The sequence below is a fragment of the Humibacter ginsengiterrae genome (genome assembly GCF_054780115.1).
In genome coordinates this window covers 35,863-61,400 of sequence record NZ_BAAGWY010000006.1, presented here as the reverse complement: position 1 = coordinate 61,400, position 25,538 = coordinate 35,863, and the positions used below count along the sequence as shown (strand labels likewise).

General features: G+C 66.3%; 18 protein-coding genes, 1 tRNA gene and 1 other RNA gene. 15 read left to right on the top strand and 5 right to left on the bottom strand.

The window, feature by feature from the left end; genetic code table 11:
• The first annotated feature begins 9 nt into the window (after positions 1-9).
• On the top strand, positions 10-1,182 hold the full coding sequence (locus tag ACYVII_RS09130; protein WP_460534139.1) for an ABC transporter ATP-binding protein: 1,173 nt from the start codon (positions 10-12) through the stop codon (positions 1,180-1,182).
• The gene (locus ACYVII_RS09125; RefSeq protein WP_460534137.1) at positions 1,179-2,720 is read left to right on the top strand and encodes an inositol monophosphatase family protein; all 1,542 of its coding nucleotides are present in this window, start codon (positions 1,179-1,181) and stop codon (positions 2,718-2,720) included. Before ACYVII_RS09130 ends, ACYVII_RS09125 begins: the two co-directional genes overlap by 4 nt.
• A gap of 42 nt (positions 2,721-2,762) precedes the next feature.
• Here ACYVII_RS09125 and ACYVII_RS09120 read toward each other — a convergent pair whose 3' ends face one another.
• Positions 2,763-3,641, bottom strand: a complete 879-nt coding sequence (locus tag ACYVII_RS09120) for an AraC family transcriptional regulator (protein ID WP_460534135.1) — start codon at positions 3,639-3,641, stop codon at positions 2,763-2,765.
• 90 nt (positions 3,642-3,731) lie between these two features.
• On the opposite strand from ACYVII_RS09120, the gene ACYVII_RS09115 reads away from it, so the two are divergent.
• The 8 genes from ACYVII_RS09115 (at position 3,732) to ACYVII_RS09080 (ending at position 16,007) form a co-directional block, all read left to right on the top strand.
• Positions 3,732-5,105 (top strand): cellulase-like family protein, encoded by a 1,374-nt coding sequence (locus ACYVII_RS09115; protein ID WP_460534133.1) that lies wholly within the window; start codon positions 3,732-3,734, stop codon positions 5,103-5,105.
• Positions 5,106-5,138: 33 nt separating this feature from the next.
• Entirely contained in the window at positions 5,139-6,440 is a 1,302-nt protein-coding gene (locus ACYVII_RS09110) for an ABC transporter substrate-binding protein (RefSeq protein ID WP_460534131.1), read from the top strand.
• The gene (locus tag ACYVII_RS09105) at positions 6,437-7,372 is read left to right on the top strand and encodes a carbohydrate ABC transporter permease (protein ID WP_460534129.1); all 936 of its coding nucleotides are present in this window, start codon (positions 6,437-6,439) and stop codon (positions 7,370-7,372) included. The genes ACYVII_RS09110 and ACYVII_RS09105 overlap by 4 nt, the downstream gene beginning before the upstream one ends.
• Position 7,373: 1 nt before the next feature.
• On the top strand, positions 7,374-8,240 hold the full coding sequence (locus ACYVII_RS09100) for a carbohydrate ABC transporter permease (protein ID WP_460534127.1): 867 nt from the start codon (positions 7,374-7,376) through the stop codon (positions 8,238-8,240).
• Positions 8,241-8,272: 32 nt separating this feature from the next.
• A complete protein-coding gene (locus ACYVII_RS09095) occupies positions 8,273-10,441 on the top strand; it encodes an alpha-galactosidase (RefSeq protein WP_460534125.1) in 2,169 nt (722 codons plus the stop codon).
• 131 nt (positions 10,442-10,572) lie between these two features.
• On the top strand, positions 10,573-13,599 hold the full coding sequence (locus ACYVII_RS09090) for a DUF5107 domain-containing protein (RefSeq protein ID WP_460534124.1): 3,027 nt from the start codon (positions 10,573-10,575) through the stop codon (positions 13,597-13,599).
• On the top strand, positions 13,596-14,510 hold the full coding sequence (locus ACYVII_RS09085; protein ID WP_460534122.1) for a hypothetical protein: 915 nt from the start codon (positions 13,596-13,598) through the stop codon (positions 14,508-14,510). The genes ACYVII_RS09090 and ACYVII_RS09085 overlap by 4 nt, the downstream gene beginning before the upstream one ends.
• A gap of 171 nt (positions 14,511-14,681) precedes the next feature.
• Positions 14,682-16,007 carry a serine/threonine-protein kinase gene (locus ACYVII_RS09080; protein ID WP_460534120.1) on the top strand — a complete coding sequence of 442 codons (1,326 nt, stop codon included), beginning with the start codon at positions 14,682-14,684 and terminating at the stop codon, positions 16,005-16,007.
• A gap of 15 nt (positions 16,008-16,022) precedes the next feature.
• On the opposite strand, the gene ACYVII_RS09075 is transcribed toward ACYVII_RS09080, so the two are convergent.
• The gene (locus tag ACYVII_RS09075) at positions 16,023-16,499 is read right to left on the bottom strand and encodes an SRPBCC family protein (protein WP_460534118.1); all 477 of its coding nucleotides are present in this window, start codon (positions 16,497-16,499) and stop codon (positions 16,023-16,025) included.
• A 16-nt stretch (positions 16,500-16,515) separates the two neighbouring features.
• Here ACYVII_RS09075 and ACYVII_RS09070 point away from each other — a divergent pair, with 16 nt between their 5' ends.
• Positions 16,516-16,839, top strand: coding sequence for an ArsR/SmtB family transcription factor (locus tag ACYVII_RS09070; protein WP_460534116.1), 324 nt, complete (start codon positions 16,516-16,518; stop codon positions 16,837-16,839).
• A gap of 16 nt (positions 16,840-16,855) precedes the next feature.
• Here ACYVII_RS09070 and ACYVII_RS09065 read toward each other — a convergent pair whose 3' ends face one another.
• The 3 genes from ACYVII_RS09065 to ACYVII_RS09055 form a co-directional block, all read right to left on the bottom strand.
• Positions 16,856-18,370: a plasmid pRiA4b ORF-3 family protein gene (locus ACYVII_RS09065; protein ID WP_460534114.1), complete on the bottom strand. Its 1,515-nt coding sequence runs from the start codon at positions 18,368-18,370 to the stop codon at positions 16,856-16,858.
• Positions 18,371-18,517: 147 nt separating this feature from the next.
• Positions 18,518-18,605: transfer RNA gene (locus ACYVII_RS09060), tRNA-Ser, on the bottom strand.
• Positions 18,606-18,691: 86 nt separating this feature from the next.
• Positions 18,692-19,141 (bottom strand): hotdog family protein, encoded by a 450-nt coding sequence (locus tag ACYVII_RS09055; RefSeq protein WP_460534112.1) that lies wholly within the window; start codon positions 19,139-19,141, stop codon positions 18,692-18,694.
• A 234-nt stretch (positions 19,142-19,375) separates the two neighbouring features.
• On the opposite strand from ACYVII_RS09055, the gene ffs reads away from it, so the two are divergent.
• From ffs to ACYVII_RS09035, 4 genes are all read left to right on the top strand, one after another.
• Positions 19,376-19,472: signal recognition particle sRNA small type (gene ffs / locus ACYVII_RS09050), an RNA gene on the top strand.
• 99 nt (positions 19,473-19,571) lie between these two features.
• Positions 19,572-22,217 (top strand): phosphoketolase family protein, encoded by a 2,646-nt coding sequence (locus ACYVII_RS09045; protein ID WP_460534110.1) that lies wholly within the window; start codon positions 19,572-19,574, stop codon positions 22,215-22,217.
• On the top strand, positions 22,160-24,331 hold the full coding sequence (gene pta / locus ACYVII_RS09040) for a phosphate acetyltransferase (protein ID WP_460534108.1): 2,172 nt from the start codon (positions 22,160-22,162) through the stop codon (positions 24,329-24,331). Before ACYVII_RS09045 ends, pta begins: the two co-directional genes overlap by 58 nt.
• A gap of 7 nt (positions 24,332-24,338) precedes the next feature.
• The gene (locus ACYVII_RS09035; RefSeq protein ID WP_460534106.1) at positions 24,339-25,526 is read left to right on the top strand and encodes an acetate/propionate family kinase; all 1,188 of its coding nucleotides are present in this window, start codon (positions 24,339-24,341) and stop codon (positions 25,524-25,526) included.
• The last annotated feature ends 12 nt before the right edge of the window (positions 25,527-25,538 follow it).

Here is a 25,538-nt window from a genome sequence, read left to right as displayed (position 1 = left end):
GGGTGCACCATGGGCGAGCGTGACCACGGCGCCACCGCAGAACAGAACCGCGAGACCGCACGTGACGAGCAGGGCCTGACCATCGAGGGCCTGAACAAGGTGCTCGGCGGGCGCACGATCATCGACGACCTCAACCTCTCCGTCCGACAGGGAGAGCTGGTGTCGCTTCTCGGCCCGTCCGGATGCGGCAAGACCACGACGTTGCGCATGATCGCCGGGTTCCTGAATCCGGACAGCGGATCGATCAGGGTCGCGGGTCGCGACGTGACACGGCTGGGGCCGGAGCGCCGGCCGAGCGCGATGGTGTTCCAGAACTACGCGCTCTGGCCGCACATGACGGTGTTCAAGAACGTGGCGTTCCCCCTGCGCCTGCGCAAGCTCCCGCGCGCGGAGGTCACCAGCCGGGTCGAGCACGCGCTGGAGCTCGTGAACCTCCTGCACCACAGGGACTCACGGCCAGGACGCATCTCCGGTGGGGAGCAGCAGCGCGTCGCCTTGGCCAGGGCGCTGGTGCAGGAGCCGCAGCTGCTCCTGCTCGACGAGCCGCTCAGCAACCTCGACGCCAAGCTGAGGGTGAAGGTGCGGGAAGACATCCGCGAGCTGCAGCAGCGGCTCGGCATCACAACTGTGATCGTGACGCACGACCAGGATGAGGCGATGTCGGTCTCCGACCGGATCGCCGTGATGAACGCCGGCCGCATCGAGCAGTACAGCACCCCGGCTGAGCTCTACGCGCAGCCGCGCACCACGTTCGTCGCTACGTTCATCGGCGCGATCAACATGCTGGAGGGATCGCTGCGCGACGGCGTGATCGTGCCGGGCGAGGAGACGACCGCCGTTCGGCCCGAGGATGTCGCGTTCCACCGCGAGCCGGCGCCCGGTGCCGTCGAGGCCGTGGTCGAGCGGGTCATCCCGCGTGGGCACTTCAACGAGCTCGTGCTGCGCCGAACGGATGCCACGTTGCGCGCGTACGTCTCCGGCGAGGCGCCCGTGATCGGGGACAGCGGCTTCGCGCGCATCGTGCGCGCGCTGCGGTACGAGGACGGCGTGCTGCAGGGCAGCACCACCGAGCGAGCCCGCGAGCGCGTGACGGTCGCGGGTGCCGCCGCCGGGCCGATGGCCGGGTCCGCCGATCGGCCGCGAGTCGGAGTGACGTCGGACGACGGGGCATCCGCCCGATGACGGCGACCGGGCTGCGCGTTCGTGCGTGCGCGCACCGCGGCGACTCCAGCCGGTACCGGGAGAACACGCTGCCCGCGATCCGCTCGGCGATCGCGTCCGGTGCCGGTTTCGTGGAGATCGACGTGCGCGTCACCCGTGACGGGCAGGTGGTCGTCGTGCACGACCCGACGTTCGAACGGTTGTGGAACCTTCCGCAACCGGTGGCCGAGACGACTTGGGACGAGGTGCTCGCACTCGGTGACGCCGATCACCGTCCGCCGTCGCTCGGCGAGGTGCTCGAGCTCTTCGACGGCGTCCACTCGACGTTGCTCATCGACATGGACGACGCGTCGTTCGCGGCTCCCGCCCACGCCGTCATCGCGCCGGAGAGTGCCGGCGCATCCATTGCCTGGTGCGGCGACCTGGATGGCATGCGCACGATCAGGGCTCTCGACCCCGACGCACGCATCTGGATGCCGTGGAGCCGAACGACGCCGCCGACCGACGACGACCTCGGCGACCTGCGGCCGGAGTGCATCAACACGCCGTTCGCCGTGATGTCTCCTGGGCTCGTCGATGACATCCATCGGCTCGGACTCGACGTCACGGTGTGGACCGTCGATGACGATGCGGTCATGCGCTGGGCGATCAGAACAGGAGTGGACACCGTGACGACCAACCGGCTGGGCCGATTCCAGAGCATCGCGACGGATGCGGAGGAGGGGTCTGGAGCTGATCCTGCGGAGGAGCTGGACCGCGCGCACCTGGTCGCTCGTTCCTTGGCCGAATGGGCGGTGGAGTTCACGAGCGCCGCTGACCTCGGAACGATCTCGACGAAGCGCGATGCCGCCGACCTCGTCACCGAGGTGGACACCGCGGTCGAACGGCAGGTGCGCGAGGTCATCGGAGCACAGTTCCCCGATCACGACTTCGTTGGCGAGGAATTCGGCGGATCGGAGCGCGCGGGGGTGCCTTGCTGGTACCTCGACCCGGTCGACGGCACGGCCAATCTCGCGAACGGCGTGCCCTGGAACGCGTTCTCGCTCGCACTCGTGGTGGACCACGAGCCGGTCGTCTCCGTGGTCGCCGACCCGTGGCGCGGTGATGTCTTCGATGGGAGGCGAGGTGCTGGGGCGCGGTTGAACGGGCATCCGCTCCGGTTGACGGATGCCGCACCCTTCGATGGTGACCCGCTCCGCGGCCGCATCGTGAGCACGGAGCTGGCGAACCAGCATCCGTGGCCCGGAATGGTCTCCTTGCTCCGCCGGCTGGGCGACCGCTACTGCACGATGCGCATCATGGGATCGGGAACGCTGACGCTGACCGGGGTCGCGGCCGGCCGCGGTGTCGGTGCCGTGATCGGCTCGTTCGGCGCGGTCGATCACCTCGCTGCGATCCTGATCGTGCAGGAGGCCGGCGGCCTGGTGCTCGGTGAGGATGGGTCGCCGACGTCGTTCCCGACATCCGGAGGCGTGCTCGCGGCCGCACCGTGGGCCGCAGACGCGCTCTACGCGGAGTGGAAGGCGGCGATCGGGGAGGAGGAGTATCTCGCCGGCTGAACAGCTGCCGAATGCGACGTGCGGGGAGAGACGCGTTCGCACCTAAACGTATGTGCTCGCGGCCGCTGCACGGAAAGCGCTCGGCGAGGTTCCATTGACCGCACGGAACTGCCGTGAGAAGTAGAACGCATCCGTGCATCCGGTCTGGGCCGCGATCTCACTGATCGACAGGGCCGTCGTCAAGAGCAATTCGCGCGCCCGCGCGCTGCGTAGGCGTTTCACGTACTCGACGACACCTGATCCGGTAGACGCCTTGAACAGGGCCGAGAAGTGGGACGTGCTGAGGCCGGCGAGCCGAGCCAGGTCGGAGACCGACACCGATGATGCGAGGTTCGCGCGCAGATACTCCTGCACGACATGGATGCGGTCGCTGGTCTGCGGCTCCCCGCGCAAGCGATCCGCGCAGAGCAGTCCGAACAGGTTCCAGGCCGACCCCGCTGCCTTGTACAGCGTCGCCATCGTCTCGTCGTTCTCGAGCAACGAGACGACCTGCTCCACGAGGGCGACCGCCGTGTAGACATCCCGGAGATGGAGAACCGGATCGGCGTCAGTGCCGAGGATGCCCGCGACTAACTCGTCGACATCCGACCCTGTGGCATGGAGCCACCAGATGCTCCATGGGTCGAGCTGATCTGCGATATACCTGTGTGGCGATCCGGGCGGAATGACGGCGGCGTCGCCTGTCTCGATTCTGTGGTCCCGGCCGTCGAGTGTAAGGACGCCGCACCCGCCAGTACACACCATGACTATCGCCTCGCGTGCACCGTCGGTACGTATCCGTCCATGGGCCGCCGCGTGCGGGAAGTACCCTGCATCGGTTACCAGGAGGCGTCTCGTGACGGGTTCTTCCAATGCACCGCGGACCAACGGCGCTGGGAGCACGCGTAACCGCTGACCGGGGAATCCATCTCGAAGCAGCATGGCGAAGAGCGTAGCAAATCAGAGAATCATCCAGGAATCCCGTAGGAACCATCATTCCGGGCCGGTCGAGAGCTTTCCTAGGCTGACCACATGCTCAACGGTGAGAACGGAAATCCCCCTGACGTCGTCGCCGAACACCGCGGCGCGACTTACCGCAGCAACTACATTCCCGTCCAGGTCCCGGTACACCTGCCCAAGCGCCTGACGATCACGCTGTGGGACTTCTCCTGGTACGTCCGCAGCGGCGACGGGGAGCCGTTCGAAGATCTGGACCGCGCAGCTGCCGAAGCTGTCGAGCGCGGCTACAACACCATTCGCATCTGCGCGATGCCGTTTCTCCTGTTTGGCTCAGGGCTCGACACGAGCGCGATCGAGCTCGACCGCCTTGGCGGGGACTACGCCCAGAACGTGCGCTGGTATGACGTCAAGACGCCGACGCGGATTGACGGCCGCGCCAAGCTGCTCGAACTGTTCGAGGTCTGCAAAAGGCATGACCTCTTCGTCATCCTCTCCTCCTGGGAGTACCAGCAATCATCCTCGTTCGGTGCCGACTCGTCGTGGTGGGATTCGCTTCGGGCGATCGACCCCGATGACCGGGTGGTCGCGCTCGCAGAGTCGCAGTCAGCGCTCATCGACTTTCTCGCCGAGCACGGCCTCGACGATCGAATCGCCTTCACCGAGCTCCATAACGAGGTTCAGGGCGGACATCTCACCGACGGGATCACCTCGGGACGCGCGGACGAGGTGCGTTGTCTCATCGAGCTCGAACCGCGATTGTCGCGCGGACTCGCGCGCTTCCACGAGCTGCAGCCCGATCGCCCGGTCACGGTGAACTACGCGCACGTGCCCGTCGCGGCGATGCGCGCCGTACCCGTCGAGATCGATGTTCTGGTCGTGCACCCGTACATCTACGGCGTTCTCAATGAGACGACGGCGGCGTTCGACCTCCGGGGGGACCTCGCCGACTTCCCACGGGCTGCGGTGGATGCTGCCGGCATCCTGCGTCCGGACGCTCCCGATGCGACAACCTGGGTGCTTCCGGACGCCTCCGCATGGAAGATGGACGCCACGATCGTGGGAAAACCGGAAATCTTCCTGCACGACTGGGCAGATGCGCAAGCCTTCGACCGGTTCCTGTACGAGCGCTACCAGGTGCACCGCGTGGAGATGGACAGGGTGCTGCGCATCTGGCTCGATGTCGCAGCGGATCGCGCGAGCGAGCGCGGCATCCCCCTGGTCTTCGGCGAGGGATGGATCGGTTATACCCCGCTTCACGGCAACTTCGAGGAGGGCCCGGTCGGGGCGGAGTTCTGTCGGCGAGCGGTGAGCGAATCAGCACGTGTCGGTGCATGGGGCACCATCGTGTGCTCCAACGCCGCGCCCCACCACCCGATGTGGAGCGACGTCCGGCTCCAGGTCGAATGCAACCGGCTGTTCACGTCAATGCAATCACAGGGCCTGTAGCCGAAGCGCACAGGCAGTCAAGGAGGACACAACATGGCTACGAAGACAGAGGTCACACGTCGCACGTTCCTCGCGGGTGCGGTCGCCATAGGCGGGGTCGCGGCCCTTGCCGGCTGCGTCACAGGCGGTCCATCAGGCGGGTCCAGCAGCGGCTCGGGCACGGGCGCGATCGTGTTTCAGAACTCAGAGTCGGATCCCGCGCCGAAAGGTGCGCTTACCGCCCTCGTGAAGGAGTACAACGCTCATCCGGTCGGCGGGAAAGTGACGATGAACACGGTCGCCACGGAGCAGTTCCGCGCCCAGCTCTCCACCTATCTCACCTCGAGCAATCCCCCCGATGTGCTGTCGTGGTACGCGGGATCGGTCGCCAGGGACTACGCGAGCAAAGGGCTTCTGCTCGATCTCTCCGAGCTGTGGGAGGGCAAGGGAGTCGCGTCCAAGTTCAGCCCGGCGCTCAAACAGCTTTCGAGCGACGACAAGGGACGCCAGATCTTCATGCCCACCGACTACTACTGGTGGGGGATCTTCTACTTCAAGTCCAACTTCAAGAAGTGGGGGGTCGAGGTTCCGACCACGTGGGACGAATTCATCTCGCTGTGCGACAAGCTCAAGGCGCAGGGGATCAACCCGCTGGCGCAAGGTCTCAGCACGACGCCGTGGATGGCATCCGGATGGTTCGACATCCTCGACCTACGGGTGAATGGGGCGCAGTTCCACCGCGAGCTGCTTGCGGGAAAGCACTCGTTCGACAGCGCCGAGGTCAAGAAGGTCATGAAGTACTACGCGCAGCTCGTGCCGTACTTCGACCCCAACATGGGCTCGTATGCCTGGCAGGATGCCGTCACCCCGCTCGTACAGGGCAAGGACGCGATGTATCTCGCCGGCGCCTTCATCAGTGAGAACGTCACGCAGAATCCCGACGATCTCGACTTCTTCAGAGTCCCCGTCATCGACAAGTCCGTCCCGTCGGCGGAGGAAGCCCCGACCGACGGCTTCTTCGCCAGCGCGAACTCCAAGAACAAGCAGTCCGTCATGGACTTCCTGACCTACATGGCCGGCCCCAAACAGCAGGAGGAGTTCATTCAGAAGTCCAAGTCGTCGAACCTTCCGACGTCACCGGCCGTGAGCACATCGAACTTCTCGCCCCTGGTGCAGAAGGGCCTCAAAATGCTCAATGAGACGAAGGAGATCACGCAGTTCTTCAATCGCGACTCCTCCGATGCGCTGCAGACGACGGCCGACACGGCGCTCGTGAAGTTCCTGGCCACGCCCAAGGACGTAGACCAGATCCTCGCCGATTGGCAGACGGCAGCGAAGAAGGTGTGGAACTCGTGACGGCGACGGTGGACGTTGCCGCGCATCTCGACGGGGCACCTCAGCGCAAGCGCTCCCGTCGGGGATCCGTGCGGCGCGTTCCACCGCTCATCTGGGCGTTCTTGCTCGTTCCGCTGGCGATAGAGCTAGCGCTCGTGTTCTGGCCCGCGATCAACAGCTTCTACATCTCCCTCACGAGGTGGAACGGTGTCGGAGCACCCGAGTTCGTCGGCCTGAAGAACTTCCAGAACCTGGCCACCGATCCGATCTTCTTGCAGGCCCTCGTCAACAACGTGTACTGGGTGATCGGGTTCGGTGGAGCATCCGTCGTCATCGGCCTTCTGCTGGCGCTCGCGCTGAACAAGCCGAGGCGCGGCGTGGGCTTCTACCGCAGCGCGATCTATCTGCCGATGGTGTTCTCGCTCACGGTGACGGGGCTGTTCTGGCGTCTGCTGTACGCCCCGGGTGGATCCGTGAACGCACTGCTCGGCATGATCGGTCTGCATTCCTGGGAGAAGCAGTGGCTCGCTGATCCGGCCACGGCTCTCACCGCGGTGCTGGTGGCCGCCGTCTGGCGCCAGTGCGGCTACATCATGGTGCTCTATCTGGCGGGTCTCAAGGGCGTGGACCCGACACTCGAAGAAGCAGCCGCGGTCGACGGCGCGAATAAGTGGCAGCGGTTCTGGCGCATCGTCATGCCGCAGCTGCGCGGTGTGAACGCCGTGGTGTTCGCCGTGACCGTGATCGATTCGCTGCGCACCTTCGACATCGTCTGGGCGATGACGCAGGGCGGACCCTACAACTCCACCCAACTGCTTTCGACGTACATGTACCAGACCGCCTTCACCACCGTGAACCTCGGCTATGGCTCAGCGATCGCCGTCGTGATCTTCCTGCTCGCGATCGTGTTCATCATCGGATACCTGACGCGCGCGTCGAAGTCGGAGGACTGACATGACGACCACTCCGCTGCCCTACCCGGCCGAGCTCCCCGCGAAGCCGCGTAAGAAGCGCTCCTGGCTCTTCCATCTCTACATGGCACCGATCTCGCTCATCTGGATCGCTCCAATGGTGTTCGTGGTCGTCGTCGCGTTCCGATCATTCACTGACATCACGCAGAACGGCCTCGGCGCGCTTCCGCACTCGTTCTCGTGGGAGGGCTTTGCGACCGTGTTCACGAGCGGGCTCGTGAACCACGCGCTGGCGAACAGCGCCATCGTCACGGCCTTCACCGTGTTCTTCTCGCTCCTGCTCGCGTCTTGGGCGGCGTTCGCCTTGAGCCGCTACGAGATCCCGTTCCGGCATGCGATCCTCCTGCTCATGCTTGCCGGCAACCTCCTGCCGGCGCAGATCCTGCTCATCCCGGTGGCGCGCATCACCGACAGCCTCGGTATTCCCGACACCCTGTTCGCGCTCATCCTGGTGCAGGTCGCGTTCGGCCTCGGCTTCTATACATTCGTGCTGCACGGCTTCATGCGCTCCATTCCGGCGGAGATCTTCGAAGCGGCCCGCGTGGACGGCGCCGGTGAACTCCGCGTCTATCTCAGGCTGGTGCTCCCGCTGACCAGACCGTCCCTGGCAGCACTCGCGGCACTCGCGACGACATGGGTCTGGAACGACCTGCTCTGGGCGCTCACCGTGCTCCGCACGGAGTCGAAGTTCCCGATCAACGCGGAACTGCTCAACATTCAGGGCGGCTATGTCAGCCAGTGGAATGTTGTCGCATCCGGCGCGATCATTGCTGCGATTCCTACCGCGATCGTCTTCTTCATCTTCCAGAAGCAATTCGTCTCCGGCCTCACGCTCGGCGCCGGCAAGTGACAGAAGCGACAACGGAAGAATCGAACCGTCGGATGTCCGCCAACGATTCAGCGCGCCTTCGCTGGCATCTGAGAACGAGAGGCACGTCGTACATCGTCAGCGTGACGCCGGACGGATCCGGGCTCGTGCTCGACTACTGGGGACCAAGCATTTCCGAGGATGCCCTCGACGACATCCCGCAGTGGAATGAACCAGAGCGGTTCGTGTCGTTCTCATCTGCGGCCGACGTGCAGCCGCTCGAGTATGCAAGCGACGGCCAGCGGCATGCATCCTTCAGTGAACTGCTCATCGATCGAGGAAGCGGCCGTACCGGAGCACGATGGTCGGTCGTACGCGACGAGGTGCTGAGTCGTCGAAGCGATGGCGGCGACGAGCTCGTCGTGCCGTTCGACGAAGAGACGGGAACGCTGAGACTCGAGTTGCGAGCGCGCACCTCCCGGGAGCACGACGTGATCCGTCGGAGTGCGCGCCTGGTCAACCGCGGTGCGGACCGGATCGAGCTGCCCAGAATGTTCTCCGCGGCGTGGAACCTGCCGCTCGGCCAGGACGTGCACGTCGACTACCTGGGCGGCAGCTGGGCACACGAGTTCCAGCGCCGGTCGATCGACCTGCACTGGGGCACCTTCTCCCTCGGCAGCAGACAAGGCGTGACCAGTCTCTCGTTCAGCCCCGTCGTGACTGTGTCCGCCCTCAACGATGCGGAATCCTTCCAACGCCAGCACGGGAACGCCTACGGCGTCGCGCTCGAGTGGAGCGGGTCATGGCGGCTGCAGGTGGAGACGGCGGCGGTAGGCCAGCACGCCAGGGTGTCGTGCGGAGTGCACGAGGACGTAACGACGGTCGTGCTTGCACCGGGGGAGGAATTCAGCACGCCTGACAGCCTCGGCATCTTCTCCGCCGAGTCGGCCGCTGGCGTCAGCCGCGGATGGCATGAGTTCCAGAGAGCCGAGCTCGCCAGAGACCTCTCGCCGCGCGCCCGTCCGATCGTCTACAACTCGTGGATGGCGACCGCGTTCGACGTCGCCGTCGAGCAGCAGAAGACTCTTGCTCGCGAGGCTGCCGCTCTCGGCGTCGAGACGTTCGTGCTCGACGACGGCTGGTTCGCCGGTCGCACCTCGGACAGGGCCGGCCTTGGAGATTGGCAACCGGACCCGGTGAAGTTCCCGAATGGCCTCGCCGAACTCGCGACGGTGGTCGAAGGGCTGGGAATGCGGTTCGGCATCTGGGTAGAGCCCGAGTGCGTGAATCCCGACTCCGAGTTGTATCGACTGCACCCCGACTGGGTCTATCGTGCGGACGGCCGACCGCTGGAGACCATACGCAACCAGTACGTGCTCGATCTCGGCAGAAACGATGTCGTCGAGTGGGTGATGGATATGCTCCGCACACTGCTGTCATCCGCGTCGATCGGCTACCTGAAGTGGGACATGAACAGGCCGATCACGGACGGAGGCAGACCGGGTAGCCTGCACGGCCGGGAGTGGAGCGTGCAGCACACGCGCAATTTCTACCGCGTGCTCGAGATGCTGCGATCGGAGCATCCTGATCTGGTGGTCGAAGCGTGCGCGTCCGGCGGCGCACGCATCGACAACGCCGTTCTGGCACGTGCGGATGTCGTGTGGCCAAGTGACCAGGTCGGCGCGCGGGACCGCCTGGTCATCCAGCACGGCTTTCTCAGTGCGTATCCCGCATGGACGATGAGTTCCTGGGTGTCCGATGACGCTGGGCACCGCGACCGGCAGCCGGTCTCGCTCGGGTACCGGTTCGCCGTCGCGATGGCAGGCGTGCTCGGGATCGGTAGCGATCTGTCTTCGTGGTCCGAGGTGGAGAAGACTGACGCCACGTCGATGGTGCAGGCATACAAGGAGATCCGTAAGGTCGTACACCACGGAGACGTACGCACGCATGGTCTGCCGGGGGAGAATCTGTACGCGATCGAGTTCGCGGGGCCACCTGACGACCCGCGGGTCGTCATCCTCGTGTATGACAGTGACCGCGATCGGACGCGTGATCGTGAGCTTTCGCGGGTCTTTCCCACCGCTCTCAGGCTGGGCTGTCGATATGAAGTGCGGGACGGGTTCGGCCGATTCGGCGGGGACGTAGTGACGGCGGAGTCTGTCTCCACCGTCGGCCTACCCGTTCGGTTCTCGTGGGCGCAAGACGCCGAAGTGCTCGTCCTGACTCCGCTCGACGAGTACTAGACGTCCAGGTAGATGCGGTGGATAGCCAGTCTTTCTGGGACCTTGGTCGCAACCAGGATCAGAGAAAAGTCCATGAAGGTTCATCCGTTCGACCATTCAGGGCCCCTGGTGGTCGTTTCTATGGTGAGACCATGACGTCCCAGCTCAACACGGATTCCCGCAGCCAGACGCCTCCGCTCGACCTGCTCGACAGGCTCGCCGCCGGCGATGCCATTGCATGGGCTGAAGATGTCGTCATCCCTACGTACGAGCCGCGCGCGCCGTCTCGTTTGCCGATGTATCTCGACCATCGGGTGTACCAGGGCTCGAGCGGACGGGTGTATCCGCTGCCGTTCATCGAAAGCGTCGATCAGCAGGCGGTCGAACGATCGTGGCACGCAATCCACCTCGAGAACCGCTACCTCCGGCTCACGGTGCTTCCGGAACTCGGGGGACGCATCCACACCGGGCGCGACAAGACGACGGGCTACGACTTCTTCTACCGCAACGACGTGATCAAGCCGGCGCTCGTTGGCCTGACCGGACCCTGGATCAGCGGGGGCGTGGAGTTCAACTGGCCGCAGCATCATCGGCCGGCGACCTACCTGCCGATGGAAGCGGAGATTGAGCACGGAGACGACGGAAGCGTGACCGTGTGGTGCTCCGACCATGATCCCTTCACCCGTATGGCCGAGACCCACGGCATCCGGCTGTATCCGGATCGGGCTTATGTCGAGGTCGTTGTTCGCCTGCACAATCGCACCGATCAGCGGCAGACGTTCCTGTGGTGGGCGAACGCCGCGGTGCGGGTGCACGATCACTATCAATCCTTCTTTCCGCAGGACGTGCGATACGTCGCGGACCACGCGCGACGCGCCATCACAGCCTTTCCCGCCGCCGACCGTCCCTACTACGAGGTCGACTACCCGGCACGCGCTCGGATGCACCCGGGCGCCGATCGCATCGACTTCTACCGGAATATCCCGGTTCCCACCTCGTACATGGTCGTCGACTCGGATGAGGCATTCTTCGGGGGCTACGACCACGAGGCCGGAGCCGGAGTGGTGCACTGGGCCGACCGTCGTATCTCGCCCGGCAAGAAGCAATGGACCTGGGGCAACTCCCCGTTCGGTCACGCCTGGGACAGGCAACTCACCGACTCGGACGGCCCGTATGTCGAGCTCATGGCCGGGGTTTTCACCGACAACCAGCCCGACTTCTCATGGCTCATGTCCGGTGAGGTGCGCAGGTTCTCGCAGCTCTGGTATCCGATCCCTGCGATCGGCGTGGCGCACGCAGCGAACCGGGATGCGGCTCTGCACGTCGACCTGAAAGCTGATCCAGAGGCGCTCGAGGGTGGCCTGCGGATCGCCGTGGCTGGCGCCGTCACGCGTCCCATGAATACAACCATTCGAGTGACTGCTGAGCACATCGTGATCGCCGAACACAGCGAATCCGCCGTGCCCGGATCCGTGCTCAGTCTGGAGGCCAGGACCGCACGAGCGGTGCCCCTGGCGAACATCCGGGTCGAACTCCTCGACGGCGACGAGCGCATCCTCACCTGGAGGCTCGACGACGTCGACGACGTCGAGCCGTGGGTCGCGACGGAACCGCCGCAGCCGGAAGACGTGGGGAGTGTGGAGGAGCTTTACCTGACCGGGCTGCACCTGCAGCAGTACAGGCATCCGACGCGGTCTCCGATGCCGTACTGGCGCGAAGCGCTGCGGCGAGATGCGGGCCACTCGCGCACGAATCTCGCATTGGCGGACCGCGCGTACCGCATGGGCGACTACGAGACGGCGCTTCGATGTGCGGAAGCAGCGGTCGCACGGGTGACAGTCCGGAATGAGAACCCGCAAGACGCCGAGCCCTACTATCTGCTGGGGCTGATCCTGCAGCGGCTGGGCCGCCGCGACGAGGCGGTGCGCTGGTTCGCCAAGTCGTCCTGGGATCGCAACTGGGTGGTCCCGGCCGGAGTACTCGCCGTTCGGAACGCGCTGCTCGACGGCGACGCCGAACTCGCCGAGCGCGATGCCGCGCGTTTGATTGAATCCGGCGCCGAGGACTCACGATTGCAGGTGGTTCGGGTCGTCGCGCTGCGCCGCCTGGGCCGCGACGCGGAGGCGGCAACCGTGCTGGCCGCGGCCATGGCGAGCAGCCCATTGGATGACCTCTTCCGATATTTAGCGGACCGCTCTCTGCCTGAGGACGCCGGTCTCGTCTTCGACCTCGCACTGGAGCTAGAGCGACTCGGCGACCTCGATGACGCCATCGCCGCGCTAGAGCTGACTGCCGACTTCGAGCCGACCCCTGCGGGCAACCTCGCACCCATGGCGCATTATGTGCGCGCGCGGCTTCTGGAAGGCGTTGGCGACATCCGGGGGGCGACCGCAGCCCGCGAATCGGCGCGCGCGACCGATACGACCTGGTGCTTCCCCTGCGGATTGGACATGCACGACGCACTCGTCGCGGCGTTGGACGACGACCCGACTGACGACGTCGCGGCGGAATTGCTCGGGATGCTGCTGTACGACGCCGGTCGTCGTGAGGAGGCGCTGGAACTCTGGTTGCGCGCCATCCAGTCGGGCGGGGATCGAGCGCGCGTTCGCCGGAACGCCGGCCTCGCATCCTTCAACGTGCTCGGCGACGGTGACGCAGCCTGGGCGCACTACGAGCGCGCACGGGAGCTCGACCGGAACGACGCGCGGCTCTTGTTCGAACAGGACCAGCTCGCCGCTCGACTCGGCCATTCGGATTCCGAACGGCTCGAACGACTGGAAGGCGAGCGGGAGCTCGTCATCCAGCGAGATGACCTGGTCGTGCAGTTCGCCGAGCTGCTGACGCGGCAAGGAAGAGCATCCGAAGCATTGCATCTGCTCGAGTCGAGGAGCTTCCAGCCGTGGGAGGGCGGAGAGGGCAAGACGCTCGCGGCCTGGGATGCAGCGCGCTCGGCACTCGGCTTGCCGCCTGGTGTACCGCCTGAGAACCTCGGCGAAGGACGGCCGGAAGTGATGCCGCCGAGGGCAGTTCGTGCGGACGGTAGCACGGACTACTTCGCCACCAGCCTTCCCGAACTCCTGCTCTTCAACAAGCCGGATCCGGAGGACGGTGTTGGCGCGCCAGGCGAACCCGGACGCGCGAGCGATGCCGGGCGCCGTCAAGGTGCCGGTCCATCGTGACGACGGTGGAGGCGATAGCGCTCGGGGCGGGTGAAGTGCGGGCGGTTGTCGTGCCGGCGCTTGGCGGCAGAGTGCTCTCGTTCTCCCATCGCGGCGTCAACCTGTTCTGGCGCAATCCCGACCTGATCGACGGAAACCTGAACCTGCTCGTGGAGCAGGCGGACCCGCTGTCTCTCGGCGACTTCTCCAGTTGGCAGAACTGGGGCGGCGACAAATCATGGGTCGCACCGCAGGGCTGGGACGGTGATGACGAGTGGCACGGGCCTCCAGATCGGGTCTTCGACGCCGGTGCATTCGACGTGATCGCACGCTCGGGGAACGGCATCGGAATGCGCAGCGCGTTCGACCCGCGGACGGGTCTTCGGATGACACGGACTGTGACGGTCACGTCGCTCGGCATGCATGTGAAGACGTCGCTCCGCAACGAGTCGGAGCGCGCGCGGCGCTGGGCGGCGTGGGAGGTCGCCCAACTGCCCGTGCACGAGGCCGATCTCGCGTCGCCGCACGCGGGCGTTTACGTGAGGTGTCATCAGGGCAGCGGCGCGATTCCGCTCTTCAGCCTGCACGGAACGCTCAAGGCGTACGCCGACGACGGAGTCATGCGGATGCCTTTCGCCCGGGCCATCGGGAAACTCGGCTTTCCGAGCGCCTGTGGGGAGATTGAGGTCCGTCGTGCTGAGGCACCAGGACTTCGCATGACCTTTCACGTGAATCGGTACGAGGCCTACCCGGACGACAGTCCAGCTCAGGTGTGGATGCAGACTCCGCTCGACGAGCCACTGGAGGCGCTCCGAGGGTTCACGTCCACGGCAGCAGTTGTCGAAATAGAGGCGACTTCGCCCCTGCGGCGGCTGGAGCCGGGTGCGAGCGTAGCCCTGGACTGCGACTGGACAGTGTTGCCTAGCGCCTGACTGTCCAGAGGAGAACGACCAGTTGGGAGTCCGAGCTGACCGGTCTCGTTAGTTCCTTCGGTGTAGGTGGCCGTGACCGCGTACTTCCATGGACGCGTCGGCGGCCCACGTCAACCCGTGGGATTCTCTTGTGCCGCCTCGTACCGTGGGTTGCTGACCCGGAGGTGACGCATGCGCGAAGGCGGCGATATTCCGCCGGCCGCGGTGCTCGCGGCGCGGTACCGTCTGGGCGAAGTCGTGGGTCGCGGCGGGATGTCGACCGTTTACCGTGCGTGGGACGAGAAGCTCGAGCGTGCGGTGGCGGTGAAGGTGTTCGCCTCGGACGAGCCCATCGCCGCCGACCGGGAGCGGAGGCTGCGTGAGGCGCACGTGCTGGCGTCCGCGAGTCATCCGAACCTCGTCACCCTGTTCGATGCGGAGTGGCCGTCCTCGCCGGACGTCGGCCAGCCGGCGTTCCTCGTCATGGAGCTCGTCGAGGGAGAGTCACTGCGGCGCCGGATCGATCGTGACGGCGCGGATCCCGATCTTGCGGCGCGGGTCTGCGGCGATCTCGCCGGTGCATTGGCTCACCTGCACGACCGCGGCATCGTGCATCGCGACGTCAAGCCGGAGAACATCCTCATCGATGCTGCCGACGGCTCGGTCAAGCTCGTCGATTTCGGCATCGCGCGGCTTGGCGGATCCGAGCGTATCACCGTCGCCGGCATGGTGCTCGGCACCGCCGCGTACCTCAGTCCGGAACAGGTCTCAGGCGGCGAGGTCGGTGCGCCCAGCGATATCTACTCGCTCGGCCTTGTGGTTCTGGAGTGTCTGACGGGGCGACGCGAATACCCGGGATCTGCCCCGGAAGCCGCAGTAGCTCGTCTTGCGCGAAGTCCAGTGATACCCGCCGGGCTGTCAGAGGCGTGGCGCGCACTGCTCATCGCCATGACGGAGCGGGATGCCTCCGCTCGCCCAGCTGCAGCGCTGGTCGGTGATTCCGTCGGCTCGCTGGTCGAGCGCGGCGAGTTGCCCACCGTTGACGATCAGGCCACGGCCGTTCTGTGCGCGGTCTCTACGGTGCCGATGCTCGCTGGGTCAATGCCGGTCGACGGCGACGGATCGGGAGAGAGCCCCACAGCGAACGCGGTGGCCCCCGAGCCGACTGAGTCGCGCGACGCGCCCGCACCTCGCGCGGAGGCACCGTCGCGCAAGCGCAGCTTTGCGGTCGCGCTCGCCGCAGGGCTCGTCGCACTCTGCATAACGGGCGCCGCGGTGGCGTGGACATCCTTGAGCAGCCAACCGCATCACGGTGCGCACACACCTGTTCCGACCATTGTCGTCACAACTGTACGAACGGCGACTCCCACGCCCCAGCCGGGCAGCAGCCAAGGTCCCGGGTCGGTCACCAATCCGCCGGCGAGCGGGAACAGCAACGGACACGGGACTGGTCAAGGGAACGGCCACGGAAATGGCGGCGGCCATGGCAACGGCGGCAAGAAGGGCAACGGCGGCTGAGATACGCCGCTCTTCTCAGCGGTAAAGCCCCTCGCGCAGGTTGATGCCGTGCTCCACCCACGCCTTGAGCGCGGCGAGCATCCCGGTCCAGCCTTCGCAGTTCCCGAACGCTGCTTTCGCCCCGTCCGGCGTGGCCCGCCAGGTCTCTTCGGTGATGGTGACGAGCGTTCGCGTATCGTCGTCGAGCGGTTCGAACTCGAAGGTCGTCCGGGTCTTGCCATCATCGCGGGCCGCGGACCGAGCATCCCACTCGATGACGATTCGACGCGGCGGGTCGGCTTCGAGAACGGTCACCGGAAAACGACCTGGAAAGTCGTGGAAGTCCCACGTCACGTCCTCGCCGGGCTCGAGGCGCCCTCGCGCTCCTCCGGTGGTGAAGTAGTGCGAGAGCTGCTCCGGGTCGGCGACAGCCTCATAGACCTCGGCACACGGTCGCGAGACACGGCCGGAGACGGTGAAGCGCAGTTCGGACAGCGAGTCGGTCTCATTCATGTGATAGTTTTATCACATGTCGCGAGAGGGCGAAAGCGTGCCGGATGACGACCTCGTCTTCAAGGCGCTGGCATCCCCTATGCGGCGGCAGATGCTCGACGTGCTCAGGGCGGGCACGTGCACGACGGGAGAGCTGTGCAGCTCGTTTCCGAGCGTCGATCGCACGACCGTGTTGCAGCACCTGCGCGTGCTCGAGCGTGCGCAACTGGTTGTCGGTCGCAGCAGGGGGCGAGAGCGACTGCTGACTCTCGCCCCGTTGCCGATCAAGCGGATATACGACCGCTGGATCAGCGAGTACGCCCGTGCCGCCGTCGAGCTGCTCGACGCGCTCGACGAATAATGGAGGCCGGTTCGCGCTATCCCGCTGCGGTGGAGAGCGTGAACCGATCAACGGGGCTCGTCGCGGCAAGCGGCGGCGTGTAAACAGATGTCGGTACCGTCAGCGCCCACCGGGCGAACGAGCGCAGAAGGGGATCGACCTGCCACGTCTCGTCCGAAGTTCGTGCCAGTCCGAGCGGAGCGAGTTGCGCGGCTAAGGGAGCGATGAGTTGGCGCGTGGCCTCGATCGAGATGGGTGTCGGCCCGTCTTGCCATCGCCGCGGACATGGGGTCCAGTATTGAGTCGCCATCGCGTCTTCGAGAACGGTGTGAGCGAACGCGAGGCGGCTGATACCACCATCGGGTCCTCCCTCGCCGATCGAGCCGTCTGCCATAGCGAGCACGAACAATACGTTGGACCAGGCCCGCGCCCGGCCGTTGCCGCCCACGAGTGACCGCGCGAGATGCTCCCACAGACCGAGCGGGTCATCGATCAGGCGCAGCGGACCCTTCAGGGAGAGAAGACGACCTTGCAGAGGACGCACAAGACGAAAGGTGCGAGCAGCTGTGAGCAGCTCCGGAATGTGGGATTCGTCGCACTGAACGGCCTCCGCCCACTCCTGCCCGATGTCGGCGGGCAGCTGCCTATCGGGGAACGGAGCGCCTTCACGGCAGCGGTCCACGAGCCAGACGAACGGCCGCGCGAATCGCGCTGCATCATCCTCGGCGACCTCAGGCGCGGAGCGCAGACCCAGGTTGTCAATGTGGCGCTGTAGGCCGATCGCGTTGGACGACGGCAGCGCACGGACGAGATCATCGAGCGCGGTCCGCGAGGCCTTGTGCGGGCCTCGGCGATTCTGCTCGATGCGCCAGCGCTCATCGAGCACTGCCTGAAGGTGCTGAAGAGGCACCTCCGACGGGTCGAAGCTCGCCCACGGACCGCATGCGCGGTCGAGCGTCATGGCTGCCGCAATGTGGTCAGCGCTGTCCGCATCCAGGAAGGCAGCCAGTTGCGCGGCGTGTTCCGCGGCGGCGAACAGCATGAACGGTCCGCGTTGTCGTCCGTCGATGACTCGTACCGATCCGCTCGGTGACACGGTTGGCTCGTTGCCTATGCATTGGATTTCGAACCACGCCGATTCGGCCGTTATCGAAGGATCGTCGCACCGATAATGCAAGTCGCGCTCCTGGCCGAAGACCGAGGTCAACGAAGTGCTGCGCTCGTCGATGACCCCTGGGTCCCGCCAGTCGATCGTCGTCCAGATATCGCCCCAGCGTCTTCGTGGCTGCCAACCGTAGTGGTCGCGACGGGAGTACCAGGAGCAGTCGTCGTAGATCTCCGCCACGGTCTCGGGGAATCCCTGGGGGAAGGGATCCTGATCGCAGAAGATGTGTCGGGCCGCTCGGTCGCCCTCGAAGACGAGCTGGATGGCGGCATGCAGATCCGCCAGCGTGAGTCCCGAGCCCATGGCGAGGGTGCGCTCGGCCCGAGGGGCGGTACCTCGGAGCGTTACGTTGAGCAGGAGTGCGTTGTCATCGGGGAGTCGTTTCATGCCCTGGACGGTAGGGGGAACGACCGCTCGAGAATGCTCGGCGGCGACCGAATGTGAGTGACGCGCTCGACCTTCTGCCTGTGAGGGACGAGTCGGAGCCGGCTCAACGGGCGCGTCGACGCTCCGACCGCAACGCGACTCATCACATGGCGGAGGATGGGGGATTCGAACCCCCGAGGGCTTGCACCCAACACGCTTTCCAAGCGTGCGCCATAGGCCACTAGGCGAATCCTCCGGGCGGCCGCCGGAACGACCTCAGAGAATCCTACCCGACGCCCGGAGCCGCTCGGTCACGCCGAAAGCACCGGCAGCTGCACGCGTTCAGGCGACCGGCGCCGTTGCCACCATGACGTCCATGCGCCCGCTCTGCACGACCTCGTCGCGCTGATTGCGCAGGGTGAGCATCCGCTCGACGATGCCGTACCGGCCGGAACTGGTCGGACGCGCCGAGAGGATCTCGACCGTGCACGTCACGGTGTCGCCGATGAAGATCGGTGCGGCGAACTTCCACTCGTCGATGCCGAGCAGCGCGACGGCGCTGCCCTCGAACACGCCGGTGCGCGCGATCAGCCCGAGACAGAGGGATGCCCCGAGCATGCCGTGCACGATCCGCTGGCCGAAGCGGGTGTGCTTGGCGAACTCGGCATCGGTGTGCACCTGGTTGTTGTCGTTCGTCCAGGAGGCGAAGGACATGACATCCGCTTCGGTGATCGTGCGCCCGGGCGTGACGAACACCTGTCCGGCGTGCAGATCATCCAGGTACAGCGTCATGCCCATTCCCTTCGGTCGACGGATGCTCCACGAGCGTATCTCGCCGCGCGGGACCACCAGTTCCTGGCGAGCGAGCACGGCGTGGGCGGACGAGCACCGTGCGGACGAGCGAGCACGGTGTTGACGAGCGAGCACGCAATGGATGTCCGTAGCGTGGTGGCTCGTCGGTTTCGTGCTCGCTCGTCTCGTGCAGACGGACGGAGCAAGCCGCATCCGCTACCCGGTACACTTGGTGACGGCTCCTCGCGTGGCGCCATCCAGGCCAACTCCCCCAGGGCGGAAACGCAGCAAGGGTAACCGGGCTCTGGCGGGTGCGCGGGGGGTCCTTTTTCATTTGTCGCGGGATGCCACGAAGGGGTGGCGCGGCACGTGGCCGCCTGACAAGGATGGAACGGACGGCCGCGATCGCGACCGGTCTGGAGGAATCCTCGTGGCTCCCGTGTCGGCATCGACGAAACGCAGCGCGAAGAGCTCTGCCAAAGGCGCAGCGAAAACCACCGAGACGAACGGGACCACCAGGCGGGGGAGGCCCGCGCAGCCGCCGCAGGTCGTGGCATCCACCACAGCGACCCGCCTGACCCACGAGGGCAGACGCACCGCGGCCGACTACGATCCCGCTTTCCCGCATCGCCCCCTCCGCGAACTCGCCCCGGAGACGCTCGCGGCACTGGATGCCTGGTGGCGCGCCGCCAACTACCTCAGCGTCGGGCAGATCTACCTGCTCGACAACCCGCTGCTGCGACGGCCGCTCACGCGCGACGACATCAAGCCCCGGCTCCTCGGCCACTTCGGCACTGTGCCCGGCCTCAACCTCGTCTACGCGCACCTGAACCGAGCCATCCGGGAGCGCGACCTCGACGCGATCTACATCACCGGCCCGGGGCACGGTGGCCCCGGCATGGTCGCGAACGCATACCTCGACGGCACGTACTCCGAGGTGTACGCGCACATCAAGCAAGACGAGGAGGGACTGCGCAAACTGTTCCGCCAGTTCTCCTTCCCCGGCGGCATCCCGAGCCACGTCGCGCCTGAGACGCCGGGCTCCATCCACGAGGGCGGCGAGCTCGGCTACTCGCTGAGCCACGCGTACGGCGCCGCGTTCGACAACCCGAACCTGCTCGTCGCGTGCGTCATCGGCGACGGCGAGGCGGAGACCGGGCCGTTGGCCACGAGCTGGCACTCGAACAAGTTCCTCGACCCGAAGCAGGACGGCGTCGTGCTGCCGATCCTGCACCTCAACGGCTACAAGATCGCGAATCCCTCGGTGCTCGCCCGCATCCCGGAAGACGAGCTGTTCGAGCTGTTTCGTGGCTACGGGTACAAGCCCTACCTCGTCAGCGGCGGGTTCGACGACGAAGATCCGATCGAGGTGCACAAGCGATTCGCGGCCTCGTTGGACGAGGTGCTGAACGACATCGCGACGATCAAGGCGGATGCCCGCGCCGGCCGCTACGACGCATCTCCCGGTGACGAGGAGGACGGCGCCGTTCCCGCCTGGCCGATGATCATCCTGCGCACACCGAAGGGCTGGACCTGTCCGCACGCTGTAGACGGTGTGCAGATCGAGGGCACCTACCGGGCTCACCAGGTGCCGCTGGCGAACGCGCGCGACAGCGAGGAGCACACGAAGATCCTCGAAGACTGGCTGAAGAAGTACCGTCCAGACGAGCTCTTCGACGAAGCAGGTGCGCCGGTCCCGCTCGCCACGGAGCTGGCGCCGGAGGGCGACCGGAGGATGAGCGCCAACCCGATCGCCAACGGCGGTCTGCTGCGCAAGGAGCTGACGCTGCGCGACTTCCGTGACTTCGCGGTCGACGTTCCCGAGCCGGGCGCCACGGTCGACGAAGCCACCAAGGTGCTCGGGCAGTGGCTGGCCACGGTGATCGAGGACAACCCGACGACGTTCCGCATCTTCGGGCCCGATGAGACGGCATCCAACCGCCTCGCCCCCGCCGTGTACGCGCACACCGAGAAGCAGTGGAACGCCGAGCTCTGGGAGACCGACGACCATCTCGCCAGGGCTGGCCGCGTGATGGAGATGCTCAGCGAGCACCAGTGCGAGGGCTGGCTGGAGGGCTACCTGCTCACCGGACGGCACGGGCTGTTCAACTGCTACGAGGCGTTCATCCACATCATCGACTCCATGTTCAACCAGCACGCCAAGTGGCTGAAGGTGACCCGCGAGATCCCGTGGCGCAGGCCCATCTCGAGCCTGAACTACCTGCTCTCCAGCCACGTCTGGCGGCAGGATCACAACGGGTTCAGCCACCAGGATCCGGGGTTCATCGACCACGTCGTCAACAAGAGCGCCGACGTCGTGCGGGTGTACCTGCCGTTCGACGCCAACACGCTGCTGTCTACGTACGATCACTGCCTGCGCTCCGTCGACTACGTGAACGTCGTCGTCGCCGGAAAGCAGCCGGCCGCGAACTGGCTCAGCATGGACCGCGCGATCGCCCACTGCACGCGCGGCCTCGGCATCTTCGACTGGGCGGGCACCGAGGTCGAGGGAGAGGCCCCGGATGTCGTGCTCGCTGCGGCGGGAGACATCCCGACCCTCGAGGTGCTCGCGGCGGCGCACCTGCTGCGCGAAGAGATCCCCGATCTGAAGGTGCGCGTCGTCAACGTCGTCGACCTGATGCGCCTGCAATCGGAGTCGGAGCATCCGCACGGACTCTCCGACCGGGAGTTCGACGCGATCTTCACCAGCGACCGGCCGATCATCTTCGCGTATCACGGGTATCCGTGGCTGATTCACCGGCTCACGTATCGCAGGCACGGGCACGACAACATCCACGCCCGTGGGTACAAGGAGAACGGCACCACCACGACGCCGTTCGACATGGTGATGCTGAACGACCTCGACAGGTATCACCTGGTGATCGACGTGATCGACCGGGTGCCGGGACTGGCCGAACGCTACGCTCAGCTGCGGCAGCGCATGCAGGATGCCCGCCTCGCCGCCCGTCAGTACACCCGCGAGTACGGTGAGGACATCCCCGAAGTCGCGAACTGGGCATGGGGGCACTCGGACGCCGTGAATCGCTCGACCGACACCGGAGGGGACAACGCGTGAGCTCCGTCTACATCACCTCGGCGGAAGGGCACAGTGGCAAGTCGACGGTCGCGCTCGGCGTGGTCGACCTGCTGCTGCGGCAGGGACGCCGGGTCGGTGTCTTCCGCCCGATCGCGAGGTCGACGACGGAGCGCGACTACGTGCTCGATCTGCTGCTGAAGCTCGACGGTGTGCAGACCGGCTACGAGCAGGCGCTCGGTGTCACGTACGACGACGTGCACGCCGATCCGGACGCGGCGCTCTCCCGCATCATCGACAGATACAAAGCGGTGGAGGCATCCAGCGACGTCGTCGTCATCGTCGGCAGCGACTACACCGACGTCGGCACCCCGACCGAGCTGGGTTACAACGCGCGTATCGCTGCGAACCTCGGCTCGCCTGTGCTGCTCGTGCTGGGCGGACGCGTCGCCCGAGGTGCCGACGAACGCCTCGGACAAGCGGATGCCCGCACTCCCTCCGACGTCCGCCAGCTCACCGAGGTGGCCGTGGCGTCGCTGCACGCTGAGCACGCCGAGCTGATCGCGGTCGTGGTGAATCGCGCGGACCCCGACTGTCTCGACGACATCGTGCGGGCCGTGACATCGGCCATGCCGGATGGGACCGCGGAATCGCAGCCCGGGGTATGGGCCATTCCGGAGGATCCGGTGCTGGTGGCGCCGTCGGTCGCGTCGATCATGGCATCCGTCGACGGCGAGCTCGTCTCCGGCGACCCGCAGCTCCTGGAGCGCGAGGCGCTCGGGGTCGTGGTCGCGGCGATGTCGATGGAGAACGTGCTCACCCGGCTGATCGAGGGATCCGTCGTGGTGCTGCCGGCCGACCGCACCGAGGTGCTTCTGGCCGTGCTGATGGCGAACGCGTCGGGCACCTTCCCGTCGATCGCCGGCGTCGTGCTCAACGGAGGATTCGAGCTCAGTGAGCCGATCGAGCGGCTGCTGGACGGCATCCACACCAAGGTGCCGCTCATCGCGACCGGGTACGGCAGTTACGAGACGACGGTGCGCGTCACGCACACCAGGGGCCGGCTGGCCGCGGACTCCGAGCGCAAGCGTGAGCGAGCTCTCGCGTTGTTCTACCGCAGCATCGCTCCCGACGTGATGCTGCGCATGCTCGACGTCGAGCGCGCCCCGGTGGTCACGCCGCTCGCGTTCGCGTACCGGCTGATCGAGCGGGCGCGTGCTGACCGCAAGCGCATCGTGCTCCCTGAGGGTGACGACGATCGCATTCTCAAGGCGGCGGGTGTGGTGCTCTCGCGCGGGATCGCCGACCTGACGATCCTCGGCGATGAGGCGACGGTGCTCGGACGGGCGCGGGAACTCGGCGTGGAGCTCGGTGAGGCGAGCATCCTGTCGCCCTTCGATCCCGAGCTGCACGAGAGCTTCACCGACGAGTACTTCAGGCTGCGCTCGCACAAGGGCATCACGCGGGTGCAGGCGGCGGATGTCGTCACCGACGTCTCGTACTTCGGCACCCTCATGGTGCAGCTGGGCCTCGCCGACGGCATGGTCTCAGGCGCGAAGCATACGACCGCTCACACCATCCGTCCGGCGTTCGAGATCATCAAGACGAAACCGGGCGTCTCGGTCGTCTCCAGCGTCTTCCTGATGGCGCTCGCCGACCGGGTGCTGGTGTACGGGGACTGCGCGGTCATCCCGGACCCGACGGCCGACCAGCTGGCCGACATCGCGATCTCCTCGTCGGCCACTGCCGAGCAGTTCGGCATCGAACCACGTGTGGCGATGCTCTCGTACTCGACCGGGGAGTCGGGCAGCGGCGCCGATGTGGAGAAGGTGCGGGAGGCGACATCCCTCGTTCGTTCCAGGGCGCCTGAGCTGCTCGTGGAGGGCCCGATCCAGTACGACGCGGCAGCGGATGCCGCCGTCGCCGCCGCGAAACTGCCCGGTTCCAGCGTGGCCGGCCGGGCGACCGTGTTCATCTTCCCCGACCTGAACACGGGCAACAACACGTACAAGGCGGTGCAGCGCTCCGCGGGTGCTGTCGCGATCGGACCGGTGCTGCAAGGACTGCGCAAGCCGATCAACGATCTCTCGCGCGGGGCGCTCGTCGACGACATCGTGAACACGATCGCGATCACCGCGATCCAGGCGCAGAGCTAGAGGGGCTATGGCATCGGTACTGGTCATCAACAGCGGGTCGTCGTCGTTCAAATACCAGCTGATCGACGCGGAGTCCGAGGAGCGCTTGGCGTCCGGCCTGGTGGAGCGGATCGGCGAGGCCACCGGTCACGTGAGCCACGACACGCCGGAGGGCCACTGGGAGCGCTCGGTGGAGATCCCCGATCACACGGCCGGCTTCGACGTGATGCTCGCCGGCTTCCGGGAGCACGGGCCGAGCCTCGACGAGCATCCACCGGTCGCCGTCGGCCACCGGGTCGTGCACGGCGGGGCGAGGTTCTTCGAGCCCACGCTCATCACGCCGCTCGTGCTGATCAACATCGAGGATCTCTCCGACCTCGCCCCGCTGCACAACCCGGCGAACGTCGAGGGCATCAAGGCGGCGCAGCACGCGTTCCCCGACCTGCCGCAGGTGGCCGTTTTCGACACCGCCTTCCACCAGACGATGCCGCCGGATGCCTACACCTACGCGCTTGAGGCATCCCTCGCCGAGCGCCTGCGCATCCGTCGGTACGGATTCCACGGCACGAGCCACAAGTACGTGTCGGAGGCCGCAGCAGAGTTCTTGCAGCGGCCCCTTACGGAACTGAAACAGATCGTGCTGCACCTGGGGAACGGGGCATCCGAGTGCGCCGTCGACCGCGGACGCTCGGTCGATACGAGCATGGGCTTCACGCCGCTCGAGGGGCTCGTCATGGGCACCCGTACCGGCGACATGGACCCAGCCGTACTGCTCTATCTGCAGCGCAAGACCCGAATGGACGCCGACAAGCTCGACGAGCTCGTGAACAGGAAGTCCGGGGTGCTCGGGTTGTCGGGCCACAGAGACATGCGCGATCTGACCAGGGCGGCGGATGCCGGCGACGAGACGGCGCGCCTCGCCCTCGGCGTCTACGTGCGGCGCATCAAGCGCTACGTCGGGGCGTATCTCGCGGAGCTCGGCGGGGTCGATGTCATCTCGTTCACCGCCGGCGTGGGGGAGAACTCCGCGGTCGTGCGTTCACGGTCCCTGTCGGGGCTGGAGAGCATCGGCATCGAGGTCGACGCGGACCGCAACGAGGCGCCGAATACGGGGCCGCGCGTGATCTCCACGGATGCCTCGCGCGTCACGGTGCTCGTCGTGCCGACGAATGAGGAGCTCGAGATCGCACGGCAGACGCTGCAGGCGGCCGGGTAGAAGGCCGTCGAG